Consider the following 26,619-nt stretch of genomic DNA (forward strand, 5'->3'; position numbering starts at 1 on the left):
ACGCCAACACCAGGCCCGCACCAGCCACTACAAACGACGCGGACACAGCCCCTGACCTGGCCATCAGTCACGGCAAGCACCGTTGCAGTACTAGGACCCGTCCGGCCGTTCGCGGCGTCGTCCTGAGCCCGGCGGACGGCGAGCATCACACCGAGTCCGGCTTGGCCACGCGGCTCGCGCGGCACCTCCGCGACAGTCGTCCGGGGCGTACGTCCGGCACCCGCCCGGCGCACGCAAGGCGCTGACGGGGGACGCGGAGCCGGGCCGGCCTGCGCGAGCACGGCGGGAGGCGCCCACATCCGGCGCACCGCGCCGCCGTCACCCGCGCTCATGGCGCAGCCGCCACCCGCGCCACATGGTTCGGCCGTCACCCGTGTGCGCACCGCGTAACCGATACCCGTGCGCACCGCGCCGCCCCCATCCGCGCGCACCGCGCAGCCGATACCTGCGCGCGTGGCGCAGTCGTCACCCGCGCGCCTTGCGCTACCGCCACCCGCGCACACCGTTCAGCCGTCCCCCGCGCGCATGGCTCTGGCGCGGGAGTCGGTGACGGTGAAGTGCTCGCGGGTGCCGGTGAGGGTGAAGAGCCGCTCGACCGTGGCATGGAAGGGCCCGAGCAGGATCAGCTCGCGACCGGTGGCCCGGTGCCGGCGCCACGCGTCGAGCAGGGCGTTGAGCAGTCCGCTGTCGGCGAACGTGACCAGGGAGAGGTCCACCACGGTCGCGGGCCGCGCCGCGTCCTCCGCCTCCGCCCAGGCGGCTTGCAGCAGGTCGTTCTCCTCGTAGTCGACCTCGCCGCGCACCGTGATCTCGAAGACTCGGTCATGGCAGGTCACCTTCACGGTTGCCCTGCTTTCCCACTGCATTCCGTCGTCCCCGTGCCGCTCCATGGCCGCGCGGCGCCGTGCCGCCTCGCCTCGCGCCGTTCTCCTACCCCGTCCGCGCGCAGAATTGCCTCCGGACAAGTGTCACCCCTGGCGAGGCGGGGACCCGGCGCGGCTGGACCGCGGAACCGACGGCCCGGTGCGACGGCTCAGGCGGCGGCGGGATCGATGCCGGGATCGGGCGGGAGGATGTGGTCGGTCAGGGCGGCGCTGCCCGCCTGGAGCAGCCGCAGGGCGCGGGGGAAGTCGCGCAGGCTCTCGCCGAGCAGTCCGAGCCCGGCGACCACCGAGTGCGCCGGCACCCGCCGCGCCTGGAGGACGTCGGCGGTCCAGCACAGGAACGTGGAGAACAGCGCGGGATCGTCGACGTACAGGGCCGCGGCCAGGAAGTCGACGATGTGGGCGAGGTCCTCGGCGGTCCGCTCGCGCTGTACGCCGCTGTAGGCGCGCAGCGCGGGGAACCGTTCCTCCAGACCGGCCAGCGTCTGCCGGACCAGCCGGCTGCGGGACCGGGCGACGAACGTGTACTCCTGGTCGGCCAGGTGCGGCAGGTCGTCCACGGCCTGCCGGGCCGCCGCCGGATCGGGGAGCGCCAGTCCGCGGTCCAGTACGGCCGCCGCGGTCCGGGCGTCGGGCGCCCAGCCGTCGGCGCCCAGCGCGTGCGCGTAGCGGCCGTCCGGTCCGAAGGCCCGGCCGCCCACCAGGACCGGGACGCCGACTGCCTGGCAGGCCGTGACGGCGGCGTGCGCGGCGGGCAGGAGGGTGGGCAGCGAGCCGGACAGCAGCACCGCCTCGGCGCCGGTGCGGTGCAGGTGGGACACCAGATGCGCGGTGGACGTCCGGGCGCCGAGGAAATCGACGGGCCGGCCCCGCAGCCGCAGCACCTCGGCGACCAGCCGGGCCGGCAGGGCGTGCCAGTCACCGTCGACGCAAGCGACCGCGACCCGGCCCGCGGACGGGCCGCCGGGACCGCCGGCGGCCGGCCGGTCGTGCGCCAGGGCGCTGATCACCCGTTCGCTGACCGTGGTCGCCGCGTGCTCCCGGGCCACGGCCAGCCGGCCGGCGGCCCATTCCGCACCGACCCTGGCCTGTACCGCGGCGATCACGTCGAGCAGCAGTGTCTCCTCGTCCAGCCCGCTGTCGCGGGCCGCGCGGACGAGGGCGACGGCCGCGTACTCGTCGCCGTCGGTCGCCGCCCGCCACAACGCGTCCGCCAGCGCGCCGGTGCCGACCGCCGGGGCAGTGCTCACCCGTCCCTCCGGTGCGTCACGGAACCGGCCGGGCCGTGACCGCCCACCACCGACAGTTCCGCGGTCCGCGGCGCGCCGATGGCGACGGTGGCGATGTCGTCGTGGCTGCCCGAGCCCACCCACTGGGCCGTCAGCATCTGGACCCGCTCGACGACGGCCTCGGCCGGCAGGCCCGCGCACTCGGCCAGGGCCCGCTTGAGCCGCTCCTCGCCGAACAGTTCGCCGCCCAGCGGACCCCCGCGGGCCTCGGTGACGCCGTCGGTGTACAGCAGACAGGTCTCGCCGGGCCGCAGCGTCACGGTGGCGGTGGCGGAGGTGACCTTCGGCAGGGCGCCGATGAGCGAACCGCGCGTGGCCGTCTCCTCGACGGTGCCGTCCGCGCGCAGGATCAGCGGCGCGAGGTGCCCCGCGCTGGTCAGGCGCAGCTCCACCTGGCCGCCGCGCCGGCGCACGGAGGCCAGCACGAGCGTGGCGAACCGGGTGTGGTGGGAGGACAGTAACGCGCTGTTGAGCAGGTTCAGGGTGTGCGCGTGGTCCGCGGCCAGCGGCAGCAGCGCGGCCAGCGTGTTGCGGATCTTGCCGGTCAGCACGGCCGCGTCCAGGCCCTTGCCGGCCACGTCCCCGAGCACCACGAGGGTCTCCGCGGCGGGGTCGGCGCCGGGATGGACGTCGTAGAAGTCCCCGCCGATCCGTTCGTTGTCCCGTGCCGGGCGGTAGCCGCCCGCGTACTCCACGCCGTGCACGCTCTCCAGGCGCGGCGGCAGCAGCTCCCGCATCAGCGTGGCGGTGATGGACGTCTGCTCGGTGTACAGCCGGGCGGCCGACAGGGCGGCCCCGGCGCGGGCGGCGAAGAGCCGGGCGAACAGTTCCTCGTCGTCGCTGAACGCCTGTTCACCGCCGGCCCGGAGCAGGATCAGCGCACCCGCGGGCACACCGTGGCCGGGCAGCGGGGCGACGATGACGGAACCGGCCGGCGCGGAGAAGCCCGGCGGGCGCGCCCAGTCGGGCAGGGCGGCCGGGTCGATCCAGCGCGCCGGCACGGGCGGGAACCCCTGGAGCGCCTCGGCCAGACCGGGCACGGTGCGCACGTCCACCGCCGCGGTCACCCGGGTCACCGGGCCGCCGCGGTAGGCGTAGGTCAGCTGGTGGGTGCGGCCGTGCGGCGGGGCGACGAGCACGGCGGCCTCGGCGAGGTGGTCGGTGGCCATGCGCGCGGTGGCCTCCATGCACCGGGCCGGGTTCAGCGTCGACAGCAACTGGCCGGAGACGTCGGCGAGGAGAGCGGTGCGCTGCCGTGCGCCGGCCAGGGCCGCCTCGGCCAGCCGCCGGTCGGTGTCCTCGACGAGCCACCACACCACGTCACCGTGGTCCGCCGGGGTGGGATGGGCCTCGAAGAAGCGGTCCGCGACGGCGCCGGCGGCCCGTCCCGCGCCGTCGGCCGCGCCGCCGGCGAATCTGCCGTGGGCCTCGGCCAGCCAGGACGGCACGGTGTCACACAACCGGTCGCCCCGGGCGGCGTCCGACCACAGCAGCCGGGCCGCGCGGTTGAGTTCGACCAGACCGCCGTCCCGGTCCGCGACGATCACGGGGTACGGCGCATGAGCCCAGGCCGCGCCGACGCTGACCGCGGCGCTGGGAGGGTCGACGGGCGAACCGCTGGAAGCGTGCACACGCGGGGACGCGCCTCGGGCGCGCCCCACCACCTCTCTGCGACAGAAAAAAAGATGTCTTACGGCAACCGTCCCGCATCGCGCCGCACGACGCAAGGCGCCCCCCGGGGTTGACACGAGTGCGCGTGACCGCGTACGGGACGGACCGCCCGCGCGGCGGGGCCGGGACCGGCGCCCGCGGGACCTGCGCGGTGACCGCCGTGGTTGGAGCGCCGACCGCTGGGCACCCGGTGAGGGCCGTGACCAGGCCGAACCGGAGGTACCTATGGCCGTTCGTCATCGTGTCATCAACGCCGAGCCCGCGGCCGTCTGGGAGGTGCTCGCGGACGGCCACCGGTACGCGGACTGGGTGGTGGGCACCGGTGCCTCCCGGCCGAAGCGCGGACAATGGCCGCAGAAGGACGCCTCGCTGGAGTACGAGGTCCGGCTCGGCCCGCTCCGGCTCCACAACGAGACGGTGGTCCGGAGCTGCGAGGAGGGCTCCCGCCTCGAACTGGAGATCATCGCGGGACCCCTCGGCACGGCCCGCTGCTCGATCCAGTTGCGGGAATGGTCCGATCACACCCTGGTCATCGTGGACGAGCACCCGTTGCGGGGAGCCGGCGCCGTCCTGCACAACGTCGGCGTCGAGACGCTGATCCAGCTCCGCCACCGGGCCATGCTCGCCCGGCTCGCCCGGTGCTGCGAGGAGACCGCGAACAACGCGAACAACGCCGGTAACGCCGACGGCCGCCGCGCGTCGCGCGCGCACGGGGCGTCGGCCGCGGAAGGACTCGGCCGTGCCTGACGCCGTGGTGGTCGGCGCGGGCCCCAACGGGCTGGTGGCGGCCAATCTGCTGGCGGACGCCGGATGGAGCGTCCAGGTGCTGGAGGAACAGCCCGAGCCGGGCGGCGCCGTCCGGCACGACCGGGGAGTCCACCCCGACTTCGTCAGCGACCTCTTCAGCTCCTTCTACCCGCTGGCCGCCGCCTCCCCGGTGCTCTCCGCGCTCCGCCTGGAGGACCACGGGCTGCGCTGGAGCCACGCGCCCCACGTGCTCGCCCATCCGCTGAGCGACGGCCGGTGCGCCGTACTGGACCGGCGGATCGACACGACCGCCGCGTCCGTCGAGGCGTTCGCGCCCGGCGACGGAGCGGCCTGGCGGCGCCTGTTCGAGCTGTGGCAGACCCTGCGCCCCGGTCTGCTGTCCGCCCTGTTCACCCCGTTCCCGCCGGTCAAAGCCTCGGCCCGGCTGCTGTGGACCCTGCGGGCGGCCGGCGGACTGCGTGCCGCCCGGTCGCTGGTGCTGCCGGTGCGCCGGCTGGGCGAGGAGGAGTTCCGCGGCGAGGGCGGCCGGCTGCTGCTGGCCGGCAACGCCCTGCACGCCGACCTCGCCCCGGAGGCCGCGGGCAGCGGCGGCTTCGGCTGGCTGATGTCGATGCTCGGACAGACCTACGGCTTCCCCGTGCCGGTCGGCGGCTCCGGTGCCCTCACCGACGCGCTGGTACGGCGGCTGCGCGGGCGCGGCGGAGAGGTGCGCTGCGGGCAGCGGGTCTCCCGCGTCATCGTGCGCGCCGGCCGGGCCGTGGGAGTGCGCACCGACGCCGGTGACACGGTGCCCGCGAGCAGGGCCGTACTCGCCGACGTGGCCGCGCCCGCGCTGTACGGGGAACTGGTCGGCGCCGAGCACCTGCCCGGACAACTGCTCGCCGACCTGCGGCGCTTCCAGTGGGACTTCGCGACCTTCAAGGTGGACTGGGCGCTGGACGGGCCGGTGCCGTGGCGGGCCGAGGAGGCCCGCGCGGCCGGCACCGTGCACCTCGCCGACGGTGTGGACGAGCTGACCCGCTTCGCCGCGCAGATCGCCATGCGCCAGGTGCCCGACCGGCCCTTCGCCCTGTTCGGCCAGATGACCACCGCGGACCGCACCCGCTCGCCCGGGGGCACCGAGTCCGCCTGGGCGTACACGCACGTCCCGCGCGACATCCGGGCGGACGCCGGTCACGAGGACATCACCGGCGCGTGGACACCGGCGGACCAGGAGCGCATGGCGGACCGCGTGGAACGCCAGGTGGAACGCTTCGCGCCGGGTTTCCGCTCCCTCGTGCGGGCCCGGCGCGTACTCGCCCCGCCCACGCTCCAGAAGCTGGACGCCAACCTCTCGGAGGGCGCCATCAACGGCGGTACGACCGCCCTGCACCAGCAGCTCGTCTTCCGCCCGGTGCCCGGCACCGGACGCCCGGAGACCCCGGTCGCGGGCCTCTTCCTCGCCTCCGCCGGGGCCCATCCCGGCGGGGGAGTGCACGGCGCCCCCGGCGCCAACGCCGCCCGCGCCGCGCTGCGCGCCCACCGCACCTCCGTCCTCGCCGGCGCCCAGCGCCTCCTCACCCGGCGGGACCGCACCGGACGCAGACACTGAGCGCGCCGGCCGGCGGCCCGCCCGGACGGACCCGCCGGGTCCGATCACAGCGGCCGGGACGGCCGGCCGGCGCCCAGGAGAGAGGAGCGAAGCCGTGCCGAACAGTCCTCTGCTGGACCGGACCGTCGTGGTGACCGGCGCCGCACGCGGCGTCGGCGCCGCCCTCGCCCGTGAAGTCGCCCGGCGCGGGGCCCGGCCGGCGCTCGTCGGACACGAGGAGGAACGGCTGGCGGACCTGGCCGCGCGCCTGCCCGTACCCGCCCTCGCCGTCGAGGCGGACGTGACCGACCTGCCGGCCCTGGAACGGGCCGCGCGGGAGATACGCCGCCGTCTCGGCACGCCGTCCGTCGTGATCGCCAACGCCGGGATCGCGCAGGGCGGCCTGTTCACCGCCACGGACCCGGCCGAGTGGCGCCGGGTCGTCGACGTCAACCTCACGGGCAGCGCCCAGACCGCCCGGGCCTTCCTGCCCGACCTGCGGGCCACGGCCGGCTACTACCTGCAGATCGCCTCCCTCGCCTCCCTCGGCGCGGCCCCGCTGATGAGCGCCTACTGCGCCTCCAAGGCGGGCGTGGAGGCGTTCGCGCACGCGCTGCGCCCCGAGGTCGCCGGCCACGGCGTCGCCGTGGGCATCGCCTATCTGAACTGGACCGACACCGACATGGTGCGCGACGCCGACGAGTACGCCGTCCTGCGCGAACTGCGCGGGCACATGCCGGGCCCGGCCCGCCGGGTGTACGGCGCCGAGGAGGTTGCCGCGCGGATCGTGCGCGGCCTGGAGCACCGGCGCACCGCCGTGTACGCGCCGCCCTGGCTGCGGCTGGTCCAGCCGGTGCGGGCCGTCCTGCCACCGCTGGTCCTGCGCCGCGCCCGCCGGTCCCTGTCCCGCCTGGAAGCCGAGGGAGCGCTCCGCCCGACCGGACCGCTCGGGGCCGGCGGCGAGGCCGACCGGGCGGCGAGCCGGCCCGCCCGCTGAACCGGCCCGGCACCACGACCCGCGCAGCCCGAGGACGGCGCCCATGCAGACGTTCCTGCCCGACCCCGACTTCCGGCGCTCCGCCCTGCTGCTGGACCGGCGCAGACTGGGCAAACAGCGCGTCGAGGCGCTCCAGGTGCTGCGCGGACTGACCGTTCCCGGCTACGGCTGGCGCAGGCACCCGGCCGTGCGGATGTGGCACGGTTACGAAGAGGCCCTGGTCCGCTACGGCCTGGAGATCTGCCGGGTGTGGCGGGAGCGGGGACACCAGGACAGCTGTGCCGCGTCCCTGGTCGCCGGATACGCCGGCTGCCGCCCCGGCGCCCCCGTGCGCGACCAGGCCGGGCTGGCCGCCGCCGCCGAGCTGCCGCCGTGGCTCGGGGACGCCGCCTTCCACCGCAGCCACCAGTCCGCGCTGGTCCGCAAGGACCGGGAGACCTACGCCGAGCTGTTCCCCGGCGTCCCCGACGACCTGCCGTACGTGTGGCCGCCCTCGGACCGGGAGGGCCCGGCCGCATGACCGCGCGCGGCGTGGGCACCCGGGCGGACCCAGGAGCGGAGCGGAGGACGCCATGACCGGACACACCGGCGAGCCCTACGATCGGGCCCGCGACGAAGACGAACCCGGGGCGCACTCGGGCAGTGAGAGCCAGGCCCGTGAGCGGACGGTCCCGGGCACGGCGAGCGCGCGGGAGGGCTACCAGCCCGGGAGCGGCACGTCGGCCGGGGAACCGCTGCGCGGAGTCGGCGCGGACCAACACCGGCAGGCCGCTCCGGACGCCGAAACCGGTGACGACGACCGGCCGCGCGGCGGCGAGGAAGGGGACCCCGGCCGGTAGCCGCCGGGAACGCGCGCGGGACGGGCGCCGGGGCGTGGACGGCGGGCGGTCACGCCGTACGGCCGTCGCGCGGCCAGGCCGTGCGGCCGTCGCCGGGCGCTACGGCCCGTCCTGCGCCGGACGCCGTACGACCAGGCCGCTCACCTCGAAGGTCATCTCGGTCGTCTCCGGCGCGGGCGGCGGGTGGTAGCGCCCGGCGCAGACCGAGAGGTTGACGATGAGGTAGGCGTGCCACCGGCGCCCCACGCCCCGCCGGTCCGCGAAGACCTGTGTGCCGTTCAGCCACCACACCACCGAGCGGCGCCCGAACTCGGTGCGCAGGTCCACCCAGGCGCCCGGCTGGACGGCGTCGTCGCGCAGGTACCGGTTGGCGTGGCGCACGTGGTTGGTGAACTCCAGCAGGTCCGGGTTGTCCGGGTGGTACTCGAAGACGTCGATCTCCTGGCCGCCGTCCCGCCAGGTCCAGATGGCCGGCCACGCCCCGGTCTCCGTGGGCAGCCGCACCCGTGCCTCCAGCACGTCGCCCGTCTCCAGGGTGAAGCCTTCGTCGCTGCCCTCGGTGGTGAGCAGGCCGGTGTTCCAGTCGCCGTCCGGCCGGCGGGTGGCCCGGAAGACACCCGAGCGGCTGTGGTCGGCGTCGGGTACCAGATAGTCCAGCTTGTCGTCGTCCGGATTGACCGGGCCGTCGTCCGGATAGGCCGACGAGCGGCCCGCGACCCACTGCGCGGTGGAGCCGAAGTCGGCCGTGAACACGGTGTCGGACGGGGGCGGGTCACGAGGAGCGGGCACGTGGGCGCCCGTGGTCGGTTCGTTCATGCCCGGTATTTCACCGGCGACGGACCGGACATGCGTCCGGGCCCGCTCACCTCGGCGAGTCTTACCCGTGTGAGTGAACAACGCGGTCCCGGCAGGGGAGCAGGGGGCCGGCCGCGGCAGGCCGTGCGCCGCCCTCAGCGCGCGACGCGGCGCCTCCTGCCGCCCCGGCGGAAGCGCATCGCGGCGTAGACGAGATCGAGGACGAGCACGACGGCTCCGATGACCAGCAGGTAGAACAGGCCGTGGACGGCGAATCCGATGATGCCCAGGACGACGGCGGCGAGGATCAGCAGCAGGAACACGATCATCGGCTTCTCCCTGGATCTCCCGGTGGTGCGGTGGGTCAGCGGCGGCCCAGACGCCGCTCGCCACCGGCGCCCGGTGCGTACGGCAGCTCGTAGTGGGCGAAGACGGCCGGCTCCTCGGCGGCCGGCAGTTCGCCGTCGGTGTCGATCGACGGCGCCTTCTTGACCTGGTCCTTGCCGTAGGCGACCTTCAGGTAGCCGGGACCGACCCGGGCACCGTCGAGGGGGACGAAGGCCAGACGGCGACGGGTGGGCAGGCCCATGGTCACGGTGGCGAAGAACGGCTGGTCGGTGGCGGTGTCCACGTAGACGGACTCCAGCACGCCGATCTTGTGACCGTCCGTGTCGACGACGTCGTGATTGCGCCACTCGCGGATATCGGATGCCTCGAACATCGGAACCTCCTGTGCAGGGAGTACCCCTTCACGGCCCGGGAATGTCCGCTTGCGGCATGAAGTGCCCGGAAGGCGTACCGGACCGGGGCCGGCCGGCCGCTCGCCGCGCGCGACGCGCCGCCGGCCCCTCCGCCCCGGCCGGGGAGGTTCAGGTCAGGGGCACGCCTTGAAGAACTCGATCAGCGCCTCGCTCACCTCGTCCGGGCGTTCCTGCTGGGTCCAGTGGCCGCAGCCCGCCAGCTTCACGGGCGGCCGCCACAGGCTGGGCATCAGCTTCGGGAGGCGCTCGATGAGTTCCGGGGTGCCGGGAAAGGCGGGGACCACGTCACGGTCGCCGTAGACGTACAGGGCCGGCCGGGTGACGACGGCGCCGTGCCAGGGAGCGGTCAGCTCCCAGTTGCGGTCCAGGTTGCGGTACCAGTTGAGGGCCCCGGTGAAGCCCTGGGCGAAGCTCTCGGTGAGCGCGTCGAGATCCTCCTCGGTGAACCACTCCGGCAGCACCTCGGGATCCGGCATGGTGGCGAGCCAGCCGCGCTCGGGATCGACCAGGGGCTGCAGGCCGGAACCGGCGCCGGGAGCGTCACCGGACGCCGTGTAGAAGAACTTGCGCAGCGCGGTACGGGTGTCCGCGGCGAACTCGGCGTCGGCGACACCGGGGCGGTCGAAGTAGTTCCAGTAGAAACGGCCGCCGAACATCTCGTCCATGGCGCGCAGCGGCGGACGCGTCCCCCGGAACGGCGGCGGCACGCTCAGACCGGCCACCCCGCGCACCATGTCCGGCCGCAGCAGCGCGGTGTGCCAGGCGACCGGCGCGCCCCAGTCGTGCCCGACGACGTACGCCTGCTCCTCGCCCAGCGCCTGGATCAGCCCGACGACGTCGCCGACCAAGTGGAGGATGGTGTACGCGTCCACGGCCTCCGGGTGGTCGCTGCGCCCGTAGCCGCGCTGGTCGGGCGCGACCACCCGGAAGCCCGCCTCGGCCAGCGGGCCGAACTGGCGGTGCCAGGAGTGCCACGACTCGGGGAAGCCGTGCAGGAGTACCACCAGCGGGCCGTCGCCCTGCTCGGCGATGTGCAGCCGTACGCCGTTCACGTCCACCATGCGATGTTCGACCATGGGCACGAGGGTACGCGCCGTGATCCGCGGGCGGCGGCACGGTCCGGTGGCGGCCGGCTCCCCGGGCTCCGCGCCGCCGTGGGCGGCGACGGCTTGCCCAGGGCCGCCGGCCGGCCTCCCTGACCGCGGCGCCCGGTCCCACCGGCCGGTCAGACCCGCTGCCACAGCGCCGGTGTGTTCGGCGGCTCCCAGCCCGGCTGCGCCTGGTGCGTCTGCAGGCAGCGGTAGGTGGAACCGCCGTACGTCACCGTGGCGCCCGCCTGGTAGACGGTGCCGGCCGCCCAGGTGCCGCCGGGGTCGCCCGGGCCACCGGGGTCCTCCGGACCGCCGGGGCCGGTCCCGGTCGTGGCCAGGGTGAGGCCGTAGGACTGGAGGATCGGGTTGATCGGCTGGAAGTACGTCGTCCCGCCGCTCGTGCAGTTGCCCGAACCGCCCGAGGTGACGCCCTGCGCCTGGCTGCCCGAGATGAACGAGCCGCCCGAGTCCCCCGGTTCGGCGCACACCGACGTCCGGGTGACGCCGCTGACGGTGCCCTCCTGGTACGTCACGCTGGAGTTGAGCTGCTGCACCGTGCCGCAGTGCCAGCCCGTGGTGGAACCGGAGCGGCACACGGAGGAGCCCACCGTCGCCTGTGTGGAGCCCGCGACCTGGGCGCTGGAGCCGTTGACGTACGGTGTCGCGGTCCAGCTCGCGTTGGCCGCCACCCACGCCATGTCGTTGCCGGGGAAGACGGACGCCTGGAAGGTGCCCTGCGCCACCTGGTTGGAACCGGTGGTGGTGCTGCCGGCCCGCCCGCAGTGCCCGGCCGTGGCGAAGCCCTGCTGGGTGCCCCGGGTCACCGGGAAACCGATCGAGCAGCGGCTGCTGTTGCCGATGTAGTACGCGTCGCCGCCGCGCAGGTCGTACAGCGGCCGGGGGTGTTCGGCCGACTTCACGATCCGGGCGAGGGAGGCGTCGACGTGCGCCGCTGCGAGCAGGGAGCGGGCCGCGGCGGGCCGCAGTGCCTCCACCACCAGCGTGTTGGTGCGCACGTCGGTGTACCAGACCGGGGTGTCGGTGGTGGCGCGGTGGGCCGCGGCGCGGTCCACGCGCGCCTTGGCGGCGTCCAGCGCGGCCAGGGAGTGGTCCACGACGACCGCGCGGGCGCCCTGCGCCCGGATCGCCGGCGCGTCGACCGGGTCCGTCGTGGCCACGGTCAGCGTCTCCGACTCCGGGCCGCTCACCCAGGCGCCGGCGAAGTCCGCGCCCAGCGCGGCCCGCAGCCGGCCGGCGCCGGCCCCCGCCTCGGCCTCGTTGGCGAGCCGGTGCTCCGCCTGGCGCCGGTCCAGACCGAGGTCCCGCTGGAGCGCGCCGAGGAGCGCGGGCGGCGCCGCGTCGGTGCGGAGCGTCCCGGCCGCCGTCGGCGGGGCGGGCGGGACGGCGGCCTGGGCGCTCGCGGAGCCGCTGAGCCCGGCCACGAGCAGGGCGCCCGCCGCCGCGGTGGCGGCGCACGCGGCTCTGAGGTGTCGTTGGAGCATGCGGAGGTCTCCTCGGATTCGGTGGGGTGCCGAAACCGTAGGGAGATCCCGCCCCGGCCCGTAAGACGTCGGCCGACCCCCTGCCCCCGTGTTATGGCCCCGGCCCGTGCGCCGGTGGGTCAGGACGCGAGACCGGCGCGGCGGCGGACCGCGGTCTGCGGTTCCGCGCGCCGCGCGAGCCAGCGCGCGTAGCTGTCGCTGCGGGCCGCCGCGCCGGCGTGCGCCGTGCGGGCCTGGGCCAGCACCGTCGCCGCGGTCTCCGCCCGCTGCCCGGCCGGATGCCAGCCCAGCAGGTGCCGCCACACCAGCGGCGTCCCGGCCAGCGGACGGGTGGTGAGCCCGGGCGTCGGCGGGAAGGTGGCCCGGCACAGGCCCACCGCCCGGCCCACCTGCACCAGATGGACGCAGGACGCGGTGTCCGTCTCGTACATGCGCCGGGGCGTGAAACCGGCCCGGGCGCAGGCCACGGTGAAACAGTCCCCGAAACAGCCGTCGCCCGGGACGCACGCCCACTCCTCGTCCGCGAGCGCGGTCAGGTCCACCTCCCGGCCACGGGCGAGCGGATGGCCGTCGGGCAGCATCACGAAGACCGGGTCGACGGCGATCTGCTCCCAGACCAGTTGCGGCGCGTCGGGCGGCGCGGCGGAGCCGCAGACGCCGGCCAGCGCGAAGTCCAGGCGCCCTTCCGCCAGCAGTTCCGCGAGTTCCCGCTCCGACCAGGACGCGCAGGTGGTCACCGTGGTGTCCGGCACGGCGTCCGCGAGCCGGTCCACCAGCGCGCCCAGCAGCGGCCCGTGCGTGCCGCCGAGCCGCAGCCGCAGCCCGTCGCGCCGGGTACGCGCGAACCGGGCCGCCTCTTGCTGGAGTTCGCTGACCGCGGGCAGCACGATCCGGGCGCGCTCCAGGACCAGCTCACCGAGAGCGGTGGCCCGCACGCCGTAGCGCCCGCGCTCGAACAGGGCACCGCCCAGGGCCCGTTCGATGCGCCTGAGCTGCGCGCTCAGCGCCGGCTGGGCGAGGCCGAGCGCGGTCGCCGCCTTGGTCAGACTGCCCGCTTCCGCGATGGTTCGGATGGTCTTGAGATGCCGCAACTCCAGCTCCATGAGGGGAGCTTGCGGTGCGGGCGGGCCCGGGGCAAGGGGTTGGTACGGACCAGTGGGAGCGGGTAGGCGCCGAAGGCGCTGTTCCCCGGCGTCCCCGGCCCGTGGCAGGGTCACCGACGAGATTGGTCTGTACCTGACCCGCGCCCGTACGGCACCGACGAGCGACCCGGCAGGTCGCAGAGAGGGGAGCACGACCGATGCGCAGCACCACCGTGTTACCGGGAACCCACGGCGCGCCGCCCGCGGCCGGCGACGTGCCCCTGCACCGCCTGGAGGTGACCGGGCCGGGGGCCGTGCCGTTCGCCGCCGGCTCCTTCGAGACCGTGGGACCGCTGTCCCGCTGGGACCGGCCGCACCGGCACACGTTCTACGAGATCGTCCACGTCAGCGCCGGCTCCGGCACCCACGTCGTCGACCTCGCCCGCTGGCCGCTGCGGCCGCCGCACCTGGCGGTGATCCTGCCCGGCCAGGTGCACCACTGGGAGGGCGGCCGGGGGCCCGAGGGCACGCTCGTGCTCTTCACCGACGACTTCCTGGTGGACCACCCGGGCGACCGCGAGGTGCTGCGGGAACTCGGCGAGCGCTGCTGGTTCGGCCTCGACCCCGAGCAGGACCGGTCCATGCGGCGGCTGATCGCCGAACTCGTCACGGAGTACCGGCAGCGGGCTCCCGGGCACGAGAGCGTCCTGCGCTCGCTGCTCCACGTGCTCGTCGTACGCGCCGCCCGGCTGCCGGGCCGTACCGCCGCCGGCCGCGACCCGCGCGCCCAGGGCCGGCCGGCCGCCGTGGCCGAGGCGTTCGCCCGGCTGGTCTCCCGCCCCGAGGCGGCGGGCTGGTCCGTACGGCAGTGCGCCGACCGGCTGGGCGTGACCCCCCACTACCTCACCCAGGCCGTACGGACCGCGACCGGCAGGCCGCCCGGACGGCTCCTCATCGAGGCGCGCGCCTACCAGGCGCAACGGCTGCTCGCCCACACCGAGCTGTCGGTGCGGCAGATAGCCGCCCGGACCGGATTCACCGACCCCGCCTACTTCAGCCGGTTCTTCCGGCGGGAGACCGGCACCAGTCCGGGCGACTTCCGAAAACACCACAGCCGCCCTCATCAGTCCCTCGCGGCCCCGCCGGCCCGCGCCTAGGTTCGTTGCCGATCCGCCCCCACAGGAGGAGGAGACATGGACGGAGCAGGTACCCACGGCGCCGACGGCGACGGCACGCAGGCGCGGGACGACTCGGGCACGCCCCGGCTCGTCGGACGCAAGACGGTGCTGCGCGCGGCACTCGCGGCCACCGCCGCGATCCCGCTCGCCCTGACCGGCGGCCCCGCCCTCGCCCGCACCCTGGCCGCGAGCGGCACGGCGCCCGAACTCACCCCGTCGTGCGACGACGGCGACGACCCCACCCCGGAACAGATCGAGGGACCCTATTTCAAGCCCAACTCACCGCAGCGCACCAGCCTCCTGGAGCCGGGCCTGCCCGGCACCCGGCTCACCGTGACCGGCTACGTCTTCGGCCGGGCCTGCCAGCCGCTGGCCGGCGTCCTGCTGGACTTCTGGCAGGCCGACGACAACGGCGCCTACGACAACACCGGGTTCCGGCTGCGCGGCCACCAGTTCACCGACTCGCGCGGCTCCTACGCGCTCACCACGATCGTGCCGGGTCTCTACCCGGGCCGCACCCGCCACCTCCACGTCAAGGTGCAGGCCCCCAACCGGCCCGTCCTGACCACGCAGTTGTACTTCCCGAACGAGCCCCGCAACAACACCGACACCATCTTCGACCCACGGCTGCTGATGACCGTGCGCGACGGCAGCGGCGGCCGGGAGGCGGCGTTCGACTTCGTCCTCGACGTGGCGCAGGGTCCGGGCCCCGGTCCCGGTCCCACACCGCCCGGCGGCACCTGGGCGGCGGGCACGGCCTACCGGGCGGGCGACCAGGTCACGTACGGCGGGCGCGGCTACGTCTGCCTCCAGCCGCACACGGCCCAGCCGGGCTGGGAGCCGCCGGTCGTGCCCGCTCTGTGGCGGGCCGGCTGAGCGGCTGTCACCCGGGCGCCGCGCCGGCTTCGAGGGGGGACCGGCGCGGCGCCAGCCCGCGCCCTGGCGCGGCCGGCCGTACGGGTCGCGGAATCAGCCCGCTTAATGGGTGCGGAAAGGAATGCCTCCTGGGTGCGGAAACGAAGACCGCCTGAGTTCGCCGCTCCTGGCGGGGCAGCGAACGGATTGTCAGCGGTTGTCGTCGAGTTCCTGGTGCATTTGCGGCTGGTCGTCCTGGTCGTGGGTCAGGGCATACTGCTCGATTTCGTTGAACGCCTTCGAGGCGATTCCCAGGATGTCCTTGTAGGGGTTCACGCCGACGGCCCGCTGGGCGGCTCCGCCGAACAGACCGCCGGCCGTTCCGCTGACGAGCCCATGGCCAGCGGCGAGCGGCTGGCCGAGGAGGTCGAGGGGGCTCTTGGGCAGGCCGGCCATGTCCGCGTACTTGTCGGTGAGCGCTACGCGGCTCAGCGCGATGTACGCGTCACTGGCTCCGGGCTTCAACAGGCCCCGGTAGAACTTGACGGCCTGGGCGGTCATGAACACGCCGTCGTCGGTCTTCTTCCACTCCTTGTCCCGCTCCTGGTTCCACAACCGCTCGGCCTCGTCGGCGTCCCTGGGCAACTGCCACTTCTCCGGGGTGCCGAGGTAGTGGTTGACGTAATACCAGGCGCACATGAAGCCGCGGGCGTCCTCGGCGGAGACGTCGATGCCGAGGTTCCTCATGCCCTGGAGGATCTGGGTGCTGAAGACGCAGGCGGCGCCGGTGGTGTACTTCTGGGAGACCGGCTCGCCCCACTTGGCGTAGTCCCACTGGCCGCTCTTCCTGTGCAGCTCCCGCACCGAGGCGTGCACCAGGCGCACCTTCGTCACGCTGGCGGCCAGGGTTCCGTCGCGCATGGCGTTCTTGTTGCCCATGCCGAGGAACAGCCGTGAGGACTGGGAGAGCCGTCGGCCCGGTCCCTCCACACCGCCCAGCCGGCCGGTGGAGCGCAGGGTGAACGCCCCGGTGGGCGAGAGATAGGTGCCGATGAGCCCTACGGTGCCCTGCAGCATCGAGGCGGTGCCGTGGTGGTGGGCGAAGAAGCCCTCCGCCGCCTTGACGTCCGCCTCGCTCCAGTCCGGCGGCGGGGCAGCGGCCTCGCGCAGGAACTGCGCCAGCCGGTCGGGAAGCCCCGAAAGATCCGAGCCGGGCTTGAGGGTTCCGATCGTGCGGAACAGGGCGTTGACCCCGTCGATCTCGCCGTTCTCGAGCAGATCGGAGACCAGCGCGTCGGCCGTGGGGTCCCCGACCTTGCTCGCGGCCTCCAACTCGGCCGCGACCGTTGCCGCTGTCAATGCCATACCCGTACTCCTCAGATATTCGGATAATCGACCGCGCTGCAGGCCACGCCACGCGGATGCACCCCGCCGAGGGAATTCCTCTGCACGGCAGAGGACCCGGCGCCGATTTCGATCTTTCCGCATTCGCGGGCCCACAGTGATCACCCAATAGGAGTACGGGGGCGTGCACGCCCGCGCGAAATGGGGGGCTCACTCGATTGATCGCTGCGGTCGAGAGGACCTGCCCCGTCCTTGAGGCACCGGCGCAGCGGCGAACAGCGGTCGCGTATGCACGGGGGCTTCGCGCCGCGCACCTTCAAGGGACGGCTCTGCGGGCGAGAACGGCCACGCTGCCGACCCTCAGGGCTGGGCCGCCGCCCGGGCACACACCTTCCGGGGTCTCACCCCGCCCGCCGGGTGTGCTCGGCGGGCGCCAGCGTGCCCGGCCGAACCGCCGGGCGGGCCTGGCTACTTCAGCCGCTTGGCGACCGCCTTGACGAGGTCGGTGCGGGCGACCTTGAGGGCGAAGTGCCGGGGGGAGCCGGGGAGCGGGCGGGCGTACCAGGGCAGGGCCAGGCGGCGCCACTTGGCGGGGGGCAGGTCCGCGGGCAGCGCGGGCAGCGGTGAGGTCCAGCGTCCGAGCCGCAGCTCCGCCGTCCAGACCCCGGCCCGCAGGGTGCCGACCGGCACGCGGACGCGGAAGGCACCGTCGGCGGAGACCTCACGGACCGCGCAGGTCACCGTGGCGCCGGTGCCGTCCGTCAGGGCCAGCACGAGCGAGTCCGCCGGGTACGCGGTCACTCCCAGCCGCCCGCTGACGCACAGCTCGGCGGGCGAGCCGTCGGCCCAGCGGACGTCCTCGACGCGCAGCAGCGGCCGTACCTTGTGCTTGATCTCGCCGAGGTCCACCGTGAAGTTGCCGTACGGCTTGGTGGTGTAGAGCGTGACGGCCCGCGGGTCCTCGCCGTCGCCGAGGACGAGGGTGACGGGAGCGCCCGGGACGTTCTCGGCGCGCTTGCTGCCGATCCGGACCTCCTTGCGCAGCCCCTGGGCGCCGACCGCGAGGGAGATGTCCCACAGCCCGTCGGCGAGCGGCTTGCCGTCCGCGGCGGTGGAGAGGTCGACGGCGGCCTCGAACCCGGCGAGGTCGTACGCATACCGGCCCTCGTCCTGGTCCGCGCCGAGCCCCGGCGTCGGCGTGTGCGTCACGGGCAGCCGGTACTCGGTCTTGCTGTCGCGCTCGCGCAGGACCAGCTCGGTGCCCACCTCACGGGTCTCCACGCGGTGCAGATAGGCGTGTCCGGCCAGGTGGAGCGTGCCGCCGTCCAGCTCGGCGCGGGTGACGCCGTGGCGGACGCCGAGCTGGGCGGTGACGTCGTAGCACTCGTCGGGGACCGCGCGCTCGGGGTCGCGCAGGAACGGGTAGCGGGCGAGTGCCCGGCCGTCCTCGATCAGGAGCGGGGTGGCGACCTTGGTGCGGGCCAGCTGCTTCTCGAACGCCACGAGCTCCAGCACCTCGTCCAGCATCCGGTGGCGCACGAGGTGCAGCCGCAGCCGGGCCATGGCCGAGAGCTGGGCGTTCATGCCCTCGTGCCACAGCGGCTCGATGATCTCCGCGAGCCGGTCCAGCGTCTTGTGCTGGGTCTCACGGGGCTCGTAGGCGAGGTGGCCGGCGAGCATCTGCTGGACTTCCACGGTCAGATGCCGGTGCGCGAGGTGGTCGCGGCCCGGGCCGGGCGGCACGTTCTCCAGGATCAGGTCGACCATGCGCGGCAGGAACCTGAGGCGCCGCTGCGAGCCCTTGAGCCGGCGGGTGATGTTGCCGTCGTCGTCGCGCTGCACCCAGAACAGGCAGTCGTAGTCGGCGACGACGGAGATGCCCGAGGCGTGCAGATAGGCGGCGCCGACGAACAACTGGTCCTCGCCGATGGCCAGGTCGGTCGGGAAACGCAGCCGGTGCCGCTCCAGCAGGTCGCGGCGGAACAGCTTCATCGGGTTGAGCGTCCAGTAGACACGGGAGGAGAACACGTCCGTGCGCGGCTGGTTGCGCTGGAACATCGACGTGGGCGCGCCGCGCCCGCCGACGCCGACCATCTTGCCGAGGACGACGTCGGTGCCGTTCTCCTCGGCCATGCGCACCATGCGTTCCAGGGCCTCGGGGCCGAGGTGGTCGTCGGCGTCCAGGAAGAACACGAACGTGCCGGTGGCGTGGTCGAGACCGGCGTTGCGCGGGGCGGACGGGCCGCCGGAGTTCTCCTGGTGGAAGACGCGCAGCAGCTCCGGGTACAGGCCCTGGAGGCGGTCCAGCTCGGCGGCGGTGCCGTCCGTGGAGCCGTCGTTCACGACGATCACTTCGAGCCGGTCACGGCCGATGCTCTGGTCCGCGACGGAGGTGATGCAGCGTGTGATGTACGGCATCGCGTTGTACGCGGCAATGATGACCGAAACAGTGGCGCCGGGCATGAATGTGCACTCCAAAAATACCGGGCAACCCCAATCCATGGAGTGTTCCGGTCTCTCCCATGGAAGCCTTTTACGCACGGGGAGCTTCTAGGTTGCGGTGAACATATCATGGACACCGGGTGTCGGGAGAATGGCTGCCTGGTCAGGGGCCTAGGAGGGCGGGAGACCGCGGGGCGGGGTGCCGCCGCTCGGAGGGTCGCTGCTCGGAGCGTCGCCGTCCGGTGTGCCGCCGGTCGGCTCGTGCGCGGGGAGTTCCGTGTGGCCCTCGGACCAGTGGTTGACCCAGCCGCAGTTGCCGCAGGCGTATCTGCCGTTCACTCCGGAGATCTCCGTGCCGCACCGGCCGCAGCCCGTCGTCGTGATCTCCTGGCCTTCGAGGAACGCCGCCGCGGAGGCCGCGGTCCGCGCGTCCGTCGCCGGCGTGGTGCCTTTCCGCGTCCCAGTCACACCACCGAGCCTAACCGCGCGGACGGCACGGCGGCGGAACCCGGCGCCGGGAGCACGCGTCGCGGTGCGTGCCGGCAGCGTTGCGGGCGGACAGCGGTACGGACCGCGGGCCGTGTGCCCGTGGTCCGTACCGTGGCGACGGGGCCGGCCTGGGGAACCGGGCCCTGTCGTCGCGCGGGCTCAGCCCGCCTTGTTCAGCTGTGCCTTGTCCAGCCGGGCGAGGGCCTTGGTGAGGCCGTTGGCCCAGAGCTGGTTGACCCGGGAACGCTCGGTGGTGTTCGGGTAGCGGTTGGTGCAGGACGTGCCGGGGCCGCCGCCCGACATCAGCTCGCTGCACGGACCGCTGTAGTGGTCGGGGAGGCCGAGCACGTGACCGGTCTCGTGGGCGGTGACGCGGATGGAGTCGTACTGCTGGTTCTGCGCGTAGTCCAGGAAGATGTAGCCCCGGCCGTGGCCGTCGGTGGAGGCGTAGGACCCGCGCGAGTCGTTGCCCTCGTAGTAGGTGAAGTCGGCGCTGCCGGTGGTCGCCTGGAGCTTGACGTTCGACACGGAGCTGTTCCAGATCGAGGCGGAACTCGATATCTGGGAGCGGAAGCTGGGGGCCTGGGAGGCGTTGTAGTAGACGGTCACCGCCTTCAGGGAGGGCTGGTCGGCCTGCCGCTCGGCGACCGAGTTCAGTACGGCGTCGAAGAACGCCTTGGTGTCGGCGCTCTCGGTGGTGCCGACGTAGCCGACGGTGGCGGTGCGGGCGGGTGCGGCGGTGGTGTCCTGGGCGCTCACCGGGCTCGCGGTGCCGAGCGCGGCCGCGGCCAGCCCGAGGCCGAGCGCCGCGGTCAGCAGTCTTCCGGAGGTCTTCGATCCGACGCTGGTTCGGAACGACGCCATGGGGGGCTCCTTCTCGTCCTGTGGGGTTGAACGATCGGTCGCCAGTGAGTCTCGGGCAGCCTGAGGCGGAGGGGGATGATGGCATCTGGGGATAGCGCCGGGCTATCAGCGGCCGACTCGTCCCCTTTCATTGGAACTTGAACATCTGGTGTCGCCTTCCCTGCCGCCCTACGCTCCCTTCATGGAATTCGAGGTGAGGCACCTGCGCGTTCTCTGCGCCATCGCGGACACCGGCAGTCTGCACAAAGCGGCACGGGAACTCGGCCTGGCGCAGCCCTCGTTGAGCGCTCAGCTCCGGCGGATCGAGCGAGCGCTCGGCGCCCAGCTCTTCGTGCGCGCCCGGACCGGCTGCCGGCCCACCCCGCTGGGGCTGGCGGTGCTGAGCCGGGCCCGGCCGCTGCTGGCGGAGTTCGGGGCGATCGTCACCGAGACCAGGGCGGCGGCGGCCCGTGCCGCCGGCGGGTTCCAACTGCGCCTCGGCGCCACGGCGAGCAGGGCCATACCGGGCTGGCTGCGGCTGCTCAGGGCACGCCGTCCCGGGATCGAGCCGACGCTCCAGATGAGCGTGTCCGCGAACGCCCTGCTGGGCATGGTCGCCGCCGGCCGGCTCGACATGGCCTTCGTGCACGAGGTCGAGGGCACTCCGCTGCGCGTCCCGCCCGGTCTGTGCCTGCGGGTACTGGTCGAGCGGGAACCGCAGTTCGTCACGCTGGCCGCGGACCACCCGGCCGCGTCACGGCGGGAGGTGCGCCTCGCCGACCTGGCCGGCGACCGCTGGATGGTCGACTCCACGGTCGACGGCGAATGGGACGCGCTGTGCCGGGTGCTGCGCGCGGCGGGCCTGAACTCCGAGATGCTGCACGGCGATTACCTCACCGCCTACTCGCTGGCCGCGACCGGCGAGGTGGTCACGGTGAGCCAGCCGACCGCCCACCCCCGTCCCGATCTCGCGATCCGCCCGCTGGAGGGCGACCCGATCGGGGTACGGCTGCTGGCGGCGGCCCGCACCGAGGAGGAACTCGACCTCGCCTATCCGGAGTTGGAGGAGGCGTACTGGGCGGTGACGCACGAGGCGCCGGCCTACCGGGAGTGGCTCGTGCGCGCGCGTGCCTGCGGTGCGCCGGACCCCGCCGCCCGGCAGCGCGAGCCGTACCCGGGCAAACACCCGGCAGGCCACCGGCACGAGCACCGCACCGCGCGCACGGCACCGGAGCCGCGCCAGCGCCCGGTGGCGGTCGACCTGGGAACGGGATAGGGCCCCGCCGGGCGGACGCGGAGGTGCGCGGACCGGCGGCGGCTCACGCGGCCGTGTGGCCGTGCAGGTAGGGACTGATGTGCCGCGGGTCCCGGGTGCAGGGCACGACGGCGTGCAGCACTTCCAGGGTGCGTTCGATGATGTCGGTACGGTCGTTGACGACCCAGGACAGGTGCTGGGCGCCGAAGAACGCGGAGACCAGGACCCGGGCCAGGGCGTCGGGGGGCGTCTCGTGCGCCAGGTCGCCCGTGGCCCGCGCGCTGTGGAGCCAGGCGGATATCAGCGTGGTGTACTCGTCGAACGGCACGGGGAGTTCGGCGTCGATCAGGCCTCTCTCGATCTCCAGTCGCGCCCCGGCCTTCATCAGCGGCTCGTCGCGCAGCGCGGCGGCGGTGCGCAGCAGCAGTTCCGCCACGGAGGCCACGGGAGGCAGGGACAGCCGGGCGACGGCGTCGGAGATGGCGGGCAGACGGGTGTAGAACTCGGCGGTGACGGCGAGGGCCAGGTTCTCCTTGTTGGCGTAGTGAAAATAGACGGCACCCTTGGTCATTCCGGAGAGTTCGGCCACGTCATGCATGGTTACGGCCGGGTAACCCCGTTCGGCGAACGCACGAGCGGCGGCAAGCAGGATTTTGTCCCGGGACCGAACCGCGCGTTCTTGTTTGAGTTCTTTGGACGGCGTGGACGGGGTGTGGCCCGGGTTGTGGTTACGGGGAAGTTTCACGAAGGCCTCCCGTGCCTCGTACTGGTGATCAACGACGCGTCGCCTTGGCGTGCCTCCAGAGCAAACCTTCTCAAAAAACGGTGGGCACCGGCGGCGGCCCTACGCCCGCGACCGTCTCGATACGGGACCGGGAAGGTGTGCGGGCGGGACACGGAGCGCCGCGCGCGGAGCCTGCGGCGGCTGTGACGCGGTAACGGACGGCCATCAGTGTGAACCCCGTACTCCCAGGTGGCGGAAAACCGTCCTATGCATACCGGAACGAGCCTCCCGGGAAAAGGGCGGCGGCGCTCCGGACGGCGCATCGGCCGGCGTTGTGGGCGCGGAAGTGCGAGGGCGGCCGGACTGCATACGGGAAGGTCACGTCCGGCCCGGGCCGGACCGGGGCCCGGCACCGGGCCCCGCGGACCCGCGTGGGCCGGACGGCTCTCGCTAAGCCTGCCGGCATGGCTCGGGCCGGCGCTCCCGCCGGGCGGGAAGGGCCGGCTGTCCGGCGCCCAGGGCCTGACACCAGGTCGTGCACAGCAGCTCGCCGAAGCGGTCCATGCGGCATTCGGGCGTCGAGTAGTAGACGCCGAACATCAGCGCGAGCAGCAGGGTGGCCAGCCGTTCGGGCTCCGCGGTCGCGAGCGGCTGGTCCTGCTGCCGGGCCTCGGCCATCAGGTTCACGACGCTGCCGCACAGGTCGTGCGCCACCCGCGGCAGCCGGCCGTGGGCGCGCGCGTCCTCGCTCACGAGGTGGAAACCGGCACGGAAACGCGGATCCGACTGCAGCCGTTCGGCCAGGCCGGCGGCCAGGAGGCCCAGTTTCTCCACCGGGGACGCATCGGCTTGTTCGGCCTGCCGCAGCACGTCCCGCCAGGTGTGCTCGAAGGGACCGGTCAGCGCCTCGGCCAGCAGCCGCTTCGACGCGAAATGCGCGTACAAGGCGCCCTTCGTCATCTGGACTTCTTGGGCGACACGATGGAGATTCGCCCCCGCATAACCGTGCCGGACGAACTCGGCTGCCGCTGAGTCCAGCAGTAACTCGTGAGTTCTGCGTGCTCTGTCTTGCTTGACCACGGTGCCCCTTCGTACTCCAGGAAAGATCCAGGAACCACCCCCAGGAAATCCTTTCTTAACGTCGTGGTGGCTCACAAGCGAAGTCGACCGAGCTGTCCGAAACCGACACAGGTTCCCTCCGGTTGTATAGGACTGGGTCTTGTCCAGGTAAAGCAGGACCGCTCGCTGGCCGGATATCGCTGTTCCCCTGCGGCCCCGGCGCCCGCTCCCGCACACCACCGTCCGGACGGCCGGAGCGACCGCCGGACCACCTGCACGACGGCCCGGCCGCCCCGCTTCCCCGGCTTCCACGGCCGCGACGGCCCCTTGCCGCGCACCCGCCTGCCGGTCCGTTCCCGCAGGTCGCCGGGGGAGGTTGGAAAGTCGTCAACCGGTCTCAAGAATTTGACGTTTGAGAAGGTATTTTGTCTCGGGGTTGATTGCGCATATGCACCGTGAACCACACCATCGACCGGTGCGCACGATGCGAGGGGGAGAGGTTTCAACATGCCGTCGGGCACCTTAGGCGCAACTTCGATCGACACCTATGAGTTCCGGGCCTTCGCCGAGGAGGTCTTCGAACCGCTCCAGCGCGCGGACCAGCGCCGCTGGGCTCATGCGTATCTCGGTGCCCTGCTGAGTGTGCCGGGCAAGAAGACGCTGCAACGGCTGGCGAAGGAGGTCTCGCCCGCACCCGCCGCCGCCCACGGGCTGCAGCAGTTCATCAACGCCAGTCCCTGGGACTGGGGCCCGGTCCGGCGCAGCCTGGCGCGGACCGTGGTCTCCCAGGGGATGCCCCGCGCCTGCACCGTGGCCGAACTCACCATTCCCAAACGGGGCGTGCACTCCGTGGGCGTGCACCGCCGCTTCGACGCGGAACTGGGACGTACGGTCAACTGCCAGCGCGCGATGGGCCTCTTCCTGGCCGTCGAGGGCGGCTGCGTACCGGTGAACTGGAGTCTGCTGCTGGAGGAGTCCTGGTGCGCGGACAAGGAACGCCGGGCGCGGGCCCGCATCCCGGCGTCCGTCACGGCCCGCCCCGCCTGGAAGCACATCCTGGACTTCGCCGCCGACATGGCGGTGAACCCCGGCCTCACGGGCATTCCCTGGGTGCTCGACCTGCGCCGGACCCCGGACGCCAGAGCGGTCGTGGAGGGACTGGCCCGGCGCGGGCTGGACTTCGTCTGCGAGGTCGGCGCGGCCGAACCCGTCCTGCCGGCCTCCGCGGTGGCCTCCGCCGCCGGCCTGGGCGAGCTGATGGCGCGCAGTCCGGTGCGTCAGCCACAGGTCGTGATGCGCCAGGCGGCCACGGGCCGGCTGGAACGGCTCACCGTCCACCTCGGGGACATCCGGCTGCCCGGCCGGGCGGGCGAACAGTCCGGCGGGCAGCGCATCTACCGGGCCCTGGCGCGCCCCACCGGCGTCGGCCGGCAGGGCGCACGCTACTGGATCACCAGTCTGACCGACTGGCGGGCGGAGGAGGTGCTCGCCCTGACCCGCCACGCCGCCGCCGAGTCGGCCGTCCGTGACCTCGGCCTGTTCGGCGTACAGGACTTCGAGGGCCGGTCCTTTCCCGGCTGGCACCACCACATGACGATGGCGTCCGCCGCCCACGCCTTCGCCCGCCTGCACGCGCAGCGCCGCGCGCCGGCCCTCGCCGCAGCCCACAGCGTCTGCGCCTGACGGGCGACGCGGACGGCCCCGAACCGCCCTGCGACTTCCGCAAGTCGAGGTTGCTCCCGGCAACGGCCAGCGCCAAGAATCGCCGTGGATCCGGGCGATACGGCCCCGCGCTCCCGGACCATCCCGTTGTTCGATCCCACCATCCGCCTCCTTGCGTACCTTTCGGTACGTAAGTTGTAGTACTGACGAATGGAGACTGCCGTGAGTACAGCCGGCGCCGCAGGCGACATATTCCGCCCGCCGCCCTCCGAGCAGACCCAGGACTGGCTGACGCGCGTGGAGAAGCTCGCGCCGGTCATCGAGGAGAACCGCGAGCGTGCCGAACGCGATCGGGTCACCCCCCGCCCCGTGTTCGAGGCGCTGCGCGACGCGCGCATCCCGCGGATGTGGGTGTCCAGACAGTTCGGCGGCGAACAGCTCTCCATCGAGACCGGCTCGGCCGTCATCCAGGCCCTCGCCCGGCTCGACGCCTCCATCGCCTGGCAGATGGGTGTCCAGGGCGCCATCGGACGGCTGTCGGACTACCTGCCGGAGAGCACGGCGCGCACCCTCTTCCAGGACAGCGACGGCCTGGTGGTGGGCGGCGTCAACCCGTCCGGCCATGCCGAGGCGGTCGAGGGCGGCTATGTGCTGAGCGGCGAGTGGGCCTTCGCCAGCGGCTCGGCCCACGCCGACTGGCTCGTGTGCGCCGCCCACGTCACCGACGGCGGCACGGTCCGCCGCACCGCCGCCGGCCCGGCCCTGCGCATGCTGTTCATACCGCGCTCGGACGCCGCCATCCGCGACACCTGGTACACCGTCGGCCTGCGCGGCACCGGCAGCAACCACTACCACGTGGACCAGGTGTACGTGCCCGAGGAGTTCACCGTCGACGGCGCGGACATGCACCGCCCGCCCGCCGACCGGCCGGCCCGGGCGTACCCGATCGGCTACTACGACTTCGGTCCCTTCACCTCCGCCTCCACCGCCCTCGGCGTGGCCCAGGACGCCGTCGCCGACTTCAAGGCGCTGGCCGCCCGCAAGACCGCCACCGGCGCCTCCAGCAGCCTGGCCACCAGCCACACGGTCCAGGAGAAACTGGCCCGGGCACAGGCGGAGGTGCACATCGCGGAGACCCTGCTCGCCCACGCCGCGGCACAGGCGACCGCCCACGGCACCGACGGCGGTGACGCGCTGACCGCGCTGGTCCGGCTGACCGCCGCGACCGTCGCCGAGAAGGCCGTGGCCGCGGTGGACTCCCTGTTCACCCTGGCCGGAGCCACCTCCGTGTACGCGACCAGCCGGCTGGAACGCTGCTTCCGCGACGTCCACTCGGCCACGAAGCACATCACGCTCTCCCCGATGCACTTCGAGACCGTCGGGCAGTACCTGCTCGGCGGAGACCTCGTGATGCGGCGCTGACGGACCCGCCGCAGCTCAGCCGGCCACGGGCGCCCCGGCGCCCGGCCGGCCCCCCGGACCCGCACGACCGACCGACCTCACGCCCCACCACATGACG

General features: G+C 73.6%; 25 protein-coding genes. 10 read left to right on the top strand and 15 right to left on the bottom strand.

Translation table 11 applies throughout. The features are described from left to right. Positions 1 to 506: 506 nt before the first annotated feature. The 3 genes from ACZ4SV_RS34205 to ACZ4SV_RS34215 all read right to left on the bottom strand — a co-directional run bounded on the left by ACZ4SV_RS34205 (position 507) and on the right by ACZ4SV_RS34215 (position 3,804). Positions 507 to 866: an STAS domain-containing protein gene (locus tag ACZ4SV_RS34205; protein WP_468010091.1), complete on the bottom strand. Its 360-nt coding sequence runs from the start codon at positions 864 to 866 to the stop codon at positions 507 to 509. Between the two features lie 167 nt (positions 867 to 1,033). After that, a complete protein-coding gene (locus tag ACZ4SV_RS34210) occupies positions 1,034 to 2,134 on the bottom strand; it encodes a cobalamin B12-binding domain-containing protein (RefSeq protein ID WP_468010094.1) in 1,101 nt (366 codons plus the stop codon). After that, positions 2,131 to 3,804 carry a PP2C family protein-serine/threonine phosphatase gene (locus ACZ4SV_RS34215; protein WP_468010097.1) on the bottom strand — a complete coding sequence of 558 codons (1,674 nt, stop codon included), beginning with the start codon at positions 3,802 to 3,804 and terminating at the stop codon, positions 2,131 to 2,133. The genes ACZ4SV_RS34210 and ACZ4SV_RS34215 overlap by 4 nt, the downstream gene beginning before the upstream one ends. 265 nt (positions 3,805 to 4,069) lie before the next feature. Here ACZ4SV_RS34215 and ACZ4SV_RS34220 point away from each other — a divergent pair, with 265 nt between their 5' ends. The 5 genes from ACZ4SV_RS34220 to ACZ4SV_RS34240 all read left to right on the top strand — a co-directional run bounded on the left by ACZ4SV_RS34220 (position 4,070) and on the right by ACZ4SV_RS34240 (position 8,018). Beyond that, the gene (locus ACZ4SV_RS34220; RefSeq protein WP_468010100.1) at positions 4,070 to 4,591 is read left to right on the top strand and encodes an SRPBCC family protein; all 522 of its coding nucleotides are present in this window, start codon (positions 4,070 to 4,072) and stop codon (positions 4,589 to 4,591) included. After that, positions 4,584 to 6,203: a phytoene desaturase family protein gene (locus tag ACZ4SV_RS34225; protein WP_468010104.1), complete on the top strand. Its 1,620-nt coding sequence runs from the start codon at positions 4,584 to 4,586 to the stop codon at positions 6,201 to 6,203. Before ACZ4SV_RS34220 ends, ACZ4SV_RS34225 begins: the two co-directional genes overlap by 8 nt. 94 nt (positions 6,204 to 6,297) lie before the next feature. Further along, the gene (locus tag ACZ4SV_RS34230) at positions 6,298 to 7,179 is read left to right on the top strand and encodes an SDR family oxidoreductase (RefSeq protein ID WP_468010109.1); all 882 of its coding nucleotides are present in this window, start codon (positions 6,298 to 6,300) and stop codon (positions 7,177 to 7,179) included. Positions 7,180 to 7,222: 43 nt separating this feature from the next. Further along, positions 7,223 to 7,699, top strand: a complete 477-nt coding sequence (locus tag ACZ4SV_RS34235) for an MSMEG_6728 family protein (RefSeq protein WP_365881513.1) — start codon at positions 7,223 to 7,225, stop codon at positions 7,697 to 7,699. Positions 7,700 to 7,751: 52 nt separating this feature from the next. Then, complete coding sequence (locus ACZ4SV_RS34240; protein WP_468010115.1) at positions 7,752 to 8,018, top strand: hypothetical protein; 267 nt, start codon at positions 7,752 to 7,754, stop codon at positions 8,016 to 8,018. Positions 8,019 to 8,117: 99 nt separating this feature from the next. On the opposite strand, the gene ACZ4SV_RS34245 is transcribed toward ACZ4SV_RS34240, so the two are convergent. The 6 genes from ACZ4SV_RS34245 to ACZ4SV_RS34270 form a co-directional block, all read right to left on the bottom strand. Next, positions 8,118 to 8,834 (bottom strand): LamG domain-containing protein, encoded by a 717-nt coding sequence (locus ACZ4SV_RS34245; protein WP_468010118.1) that lies wholly within the window; start codon positions 8,832 to 8,834, stop codon positions 8,118 to 8,120. 134 nt (positions 8,835 to 8,968) lie between these two features. Beyond that, on the bottom strand, positions 8,969 to 9,142 hold the full coding sequence (locus tag ACZ4SV_RS34250) for a hypothetical protein (protein WP_468010122.1): 174 nt from the start codon (positions 9,140 to 9,142) through the stop codon (positions 8,969 to 8,971). A 35-nt stretch (positions 9,143 to 9,177) separates the two neighbouring features. Continuing rightward, the gene (locus tag ACZ4SV_RS34255; RefSeq protein ID WP_397936094.1) at positions 9,178 to 9,534 is read right to left on the bottom strand and encodes a PRC-barrel domain-containing protein; all 357 of its coding nucleotides are present in this window, start codon (positions 9,532 to 9,534) and stop codon (positions 9,178 to 9,180) included. A 153-nt stretch (positions 9,535 to 9,687) separates the two neighbouring features. Beyond that, positions 9,688 to 10,650, bottom strand: coding sequence for an alpha/beta fold hydrolase (locus ACZ4SV_RS34260; RefSeq protein WP_365941795.1), 963 nt, complete (start codon positions 10,648 to 10,650; stop codon positions 9,688 to 9,690). 149 nt (positions 10,651 to 10,799) lie between these two features. Further along, entirely contained in the window at positions 10,800 to 12,167 is a 1,368-nt protein-coding gene (locus ACZ4SV_RS34265) for a carbohydrate-binding protein (protein WP_468010129.1), read from the bottom strand. 119 nt (positions 12,168 to 12,286) lie between these two features. Beyond that, a complete protein-coding gene (locus ACZ4SV_RS34270) occupies positions 12,287 to 13,270 on the bottom strand; it encodes a LysR family transcriptional regulator (protein WP_397936091.1) in 984 nt (327 codons plus the stop codon). A 197-nt stretch (positions 13,271 to 13,467) separates the two neighbouring features. Here ACZ4SV_RS34270 and ACZ4SV_RS34275 point away from each other — a divergent pair, with 197 nt between their 5' ends. Together ACZ4SV_RS34275 and ACZ4SV_RS34280 are read left to right on the top strand one after the other, a co-directional pair. Then, complete coding sequence (locus ACZ4SV_RS34275; RefSeq protein WP_468010134.1) at positions 13,468 to 14,406, top strand: helix-turn-helix domain-containing protein; 939 nt, start codon at positions 13,468 to 13,470, stop codon at positions 14,404 to 14,406. A gap of 36 nt (positions 14,407 to 14,442) precedes the next feature. After that, positions 14,443 to 15,303 (top strand): dioxygenase family protein, encoded by an 861-nt coding sequence (locus ACZ4SV_RS34280; RefSeq protein ID WP_468010138.1) that lies wholly within the window; start codon positions 14,443 to 14,445, stop codon positions 15,301 to 15,303. Positions 15,304 to 15,492: 189 nt separating this feature from the next. On the opposite strand, the gene ACZ4SV_RS34285 is transcribed toward ACZ4SV_RS34280, so the two are convergent. The 4 genes from ACZ4SV_RS34285 to snpA form a co-directional block, all read right to left on the bottom strand. Further along, complete coding sequence (locus tag ACZ4SV_RS34285; RefSeq protein ID WP_468010141.1) at positions 15,493 to 16,647, bottom strand: oxygenase MpaB family protein; 1,155 nt, start codon at positions 16,645 to 16,647, stop codon at positions 15,493 to 15,495. A gap of 447 nt (positions 16,648 to 17,094) precedes the next feature. Further along, positions 17,095 to 19,089: a glycosyltransferase gene (locus ACZ4SV_RS34290; protein ID WP_468010144.1), complete on the bottom strand. Its 1,995-nt coding sequence runs from the start codon at positions 19,087 to 19,089 to the stop codon at positions 17,095 to 17,097. A gap of 150 nt (positions 19,090 to 19,239) precedes the next feature. Next, entirely contained in the window at positions 19,240 to 19,536 is a 297-nt protein-coding gene (locus tag ACZ4SV_RS34295; protein ID WP_468010148.1) for a hypothetical protein, read from the bottom strand. Positions 19,537 to 19,716: 180 nt separating this feature from the next. Continuing rightward, positions 19,717 to 20,421: a snapalysin gene (gene snpA / locus ACZ4SV_RS34300; protein ID WP_365881670.1), complete on the bottom strand. Its 705-nt coding sequence runs from the start codon at positions 20,419 to 20,421 to the stop codon at positions 19,717 to 19,719. Positions 20,422 to 20,602: 181 nt separating this feature from the next. Between snpA and ACZ4SV_RS34305 the strand changes: the two genes are divergently transcribed. Further along, a complete protein-coding gene (locus ACZ4SV_RS34305) occupies positions 20,603 to 21,676 on the top strand; it encodes a LysR family transcriptional regulator (RefSeq protein WP_468010152.1) in 1,074 nt (357 codons plus the stop codon). 43 nt (positions 21,677 to 21,719) lie between these two features. Here the strand turns inward: ACZ4SV_RS34305 and ACZ4SV_RS34310 are convergent, their stop codons facing one another. Then, the gene (locus ACZ4SV_RS34310) at positions 21,720 to 22,307 is read right to left on the bottom strand and encodes a ScbR family autoregulator-binding transcription factor (protein ID WP_468010414.1); all 588 of its coding nucleotides are present in this window, start codon (positions 22,305 to 22,307) and stop codon (positions 21,720 to 21,722) included. Between the two features lie 522 nt (positions 22,308 to 22,829). Continuing rightward, positions 22,830 to 23,459, bottom strand: a complete 630-nt coding sequence (locus ACZ4SV_RS34315) for a TetR/AcrR family transcriptional regulator (protein WP_365881677.1) — start codon at positions 23,457 to 23,459, stop codon at positions 22,830 to 22,832. A gap of 486 nt (positions 23,460 to 23,945) precedes the next feature. On the opposite strand from ACZ4SV_RS34315, the gene ACZ4SV_RS34320 reads away from it, so the two are divergent. Both ACZ4SV_RS34320 and ACZ4SV_RS34325 read left to right on the top strand, forming a co-directional pair. Next, the gene (locus ACZ4SV_RS34320) at positions 23,946 to 25,121 is read left to right on the top strand and encodes an IS701 family transposase (protein WP_468010155.1); all 1,176 of its coding nucleotides are present in this window, start codon (positions 23,946 to 23,948) and stop codon (positions 25,119 to 25,121) included. A gap of 201 nt (positions 25,122 to 25,322) precedes the next feature. Continuing rightward, entirely contained in the window at positions 25,323 to 26,522 is a 1,200-nt protein-coding gene (locus ACZ4SV_RS34325) for an acyl-CoA dehydrogenase family protein (protein ID WP_468010158.1), read from the top strand. The last annotated feature ends 97 nt before the right edge of the window (positions 26,523 to 26,619 follow it).

The sequence above is a fragment of the Streptomyces sp. NPDC027672 genome (assembly GCF_055566335.1).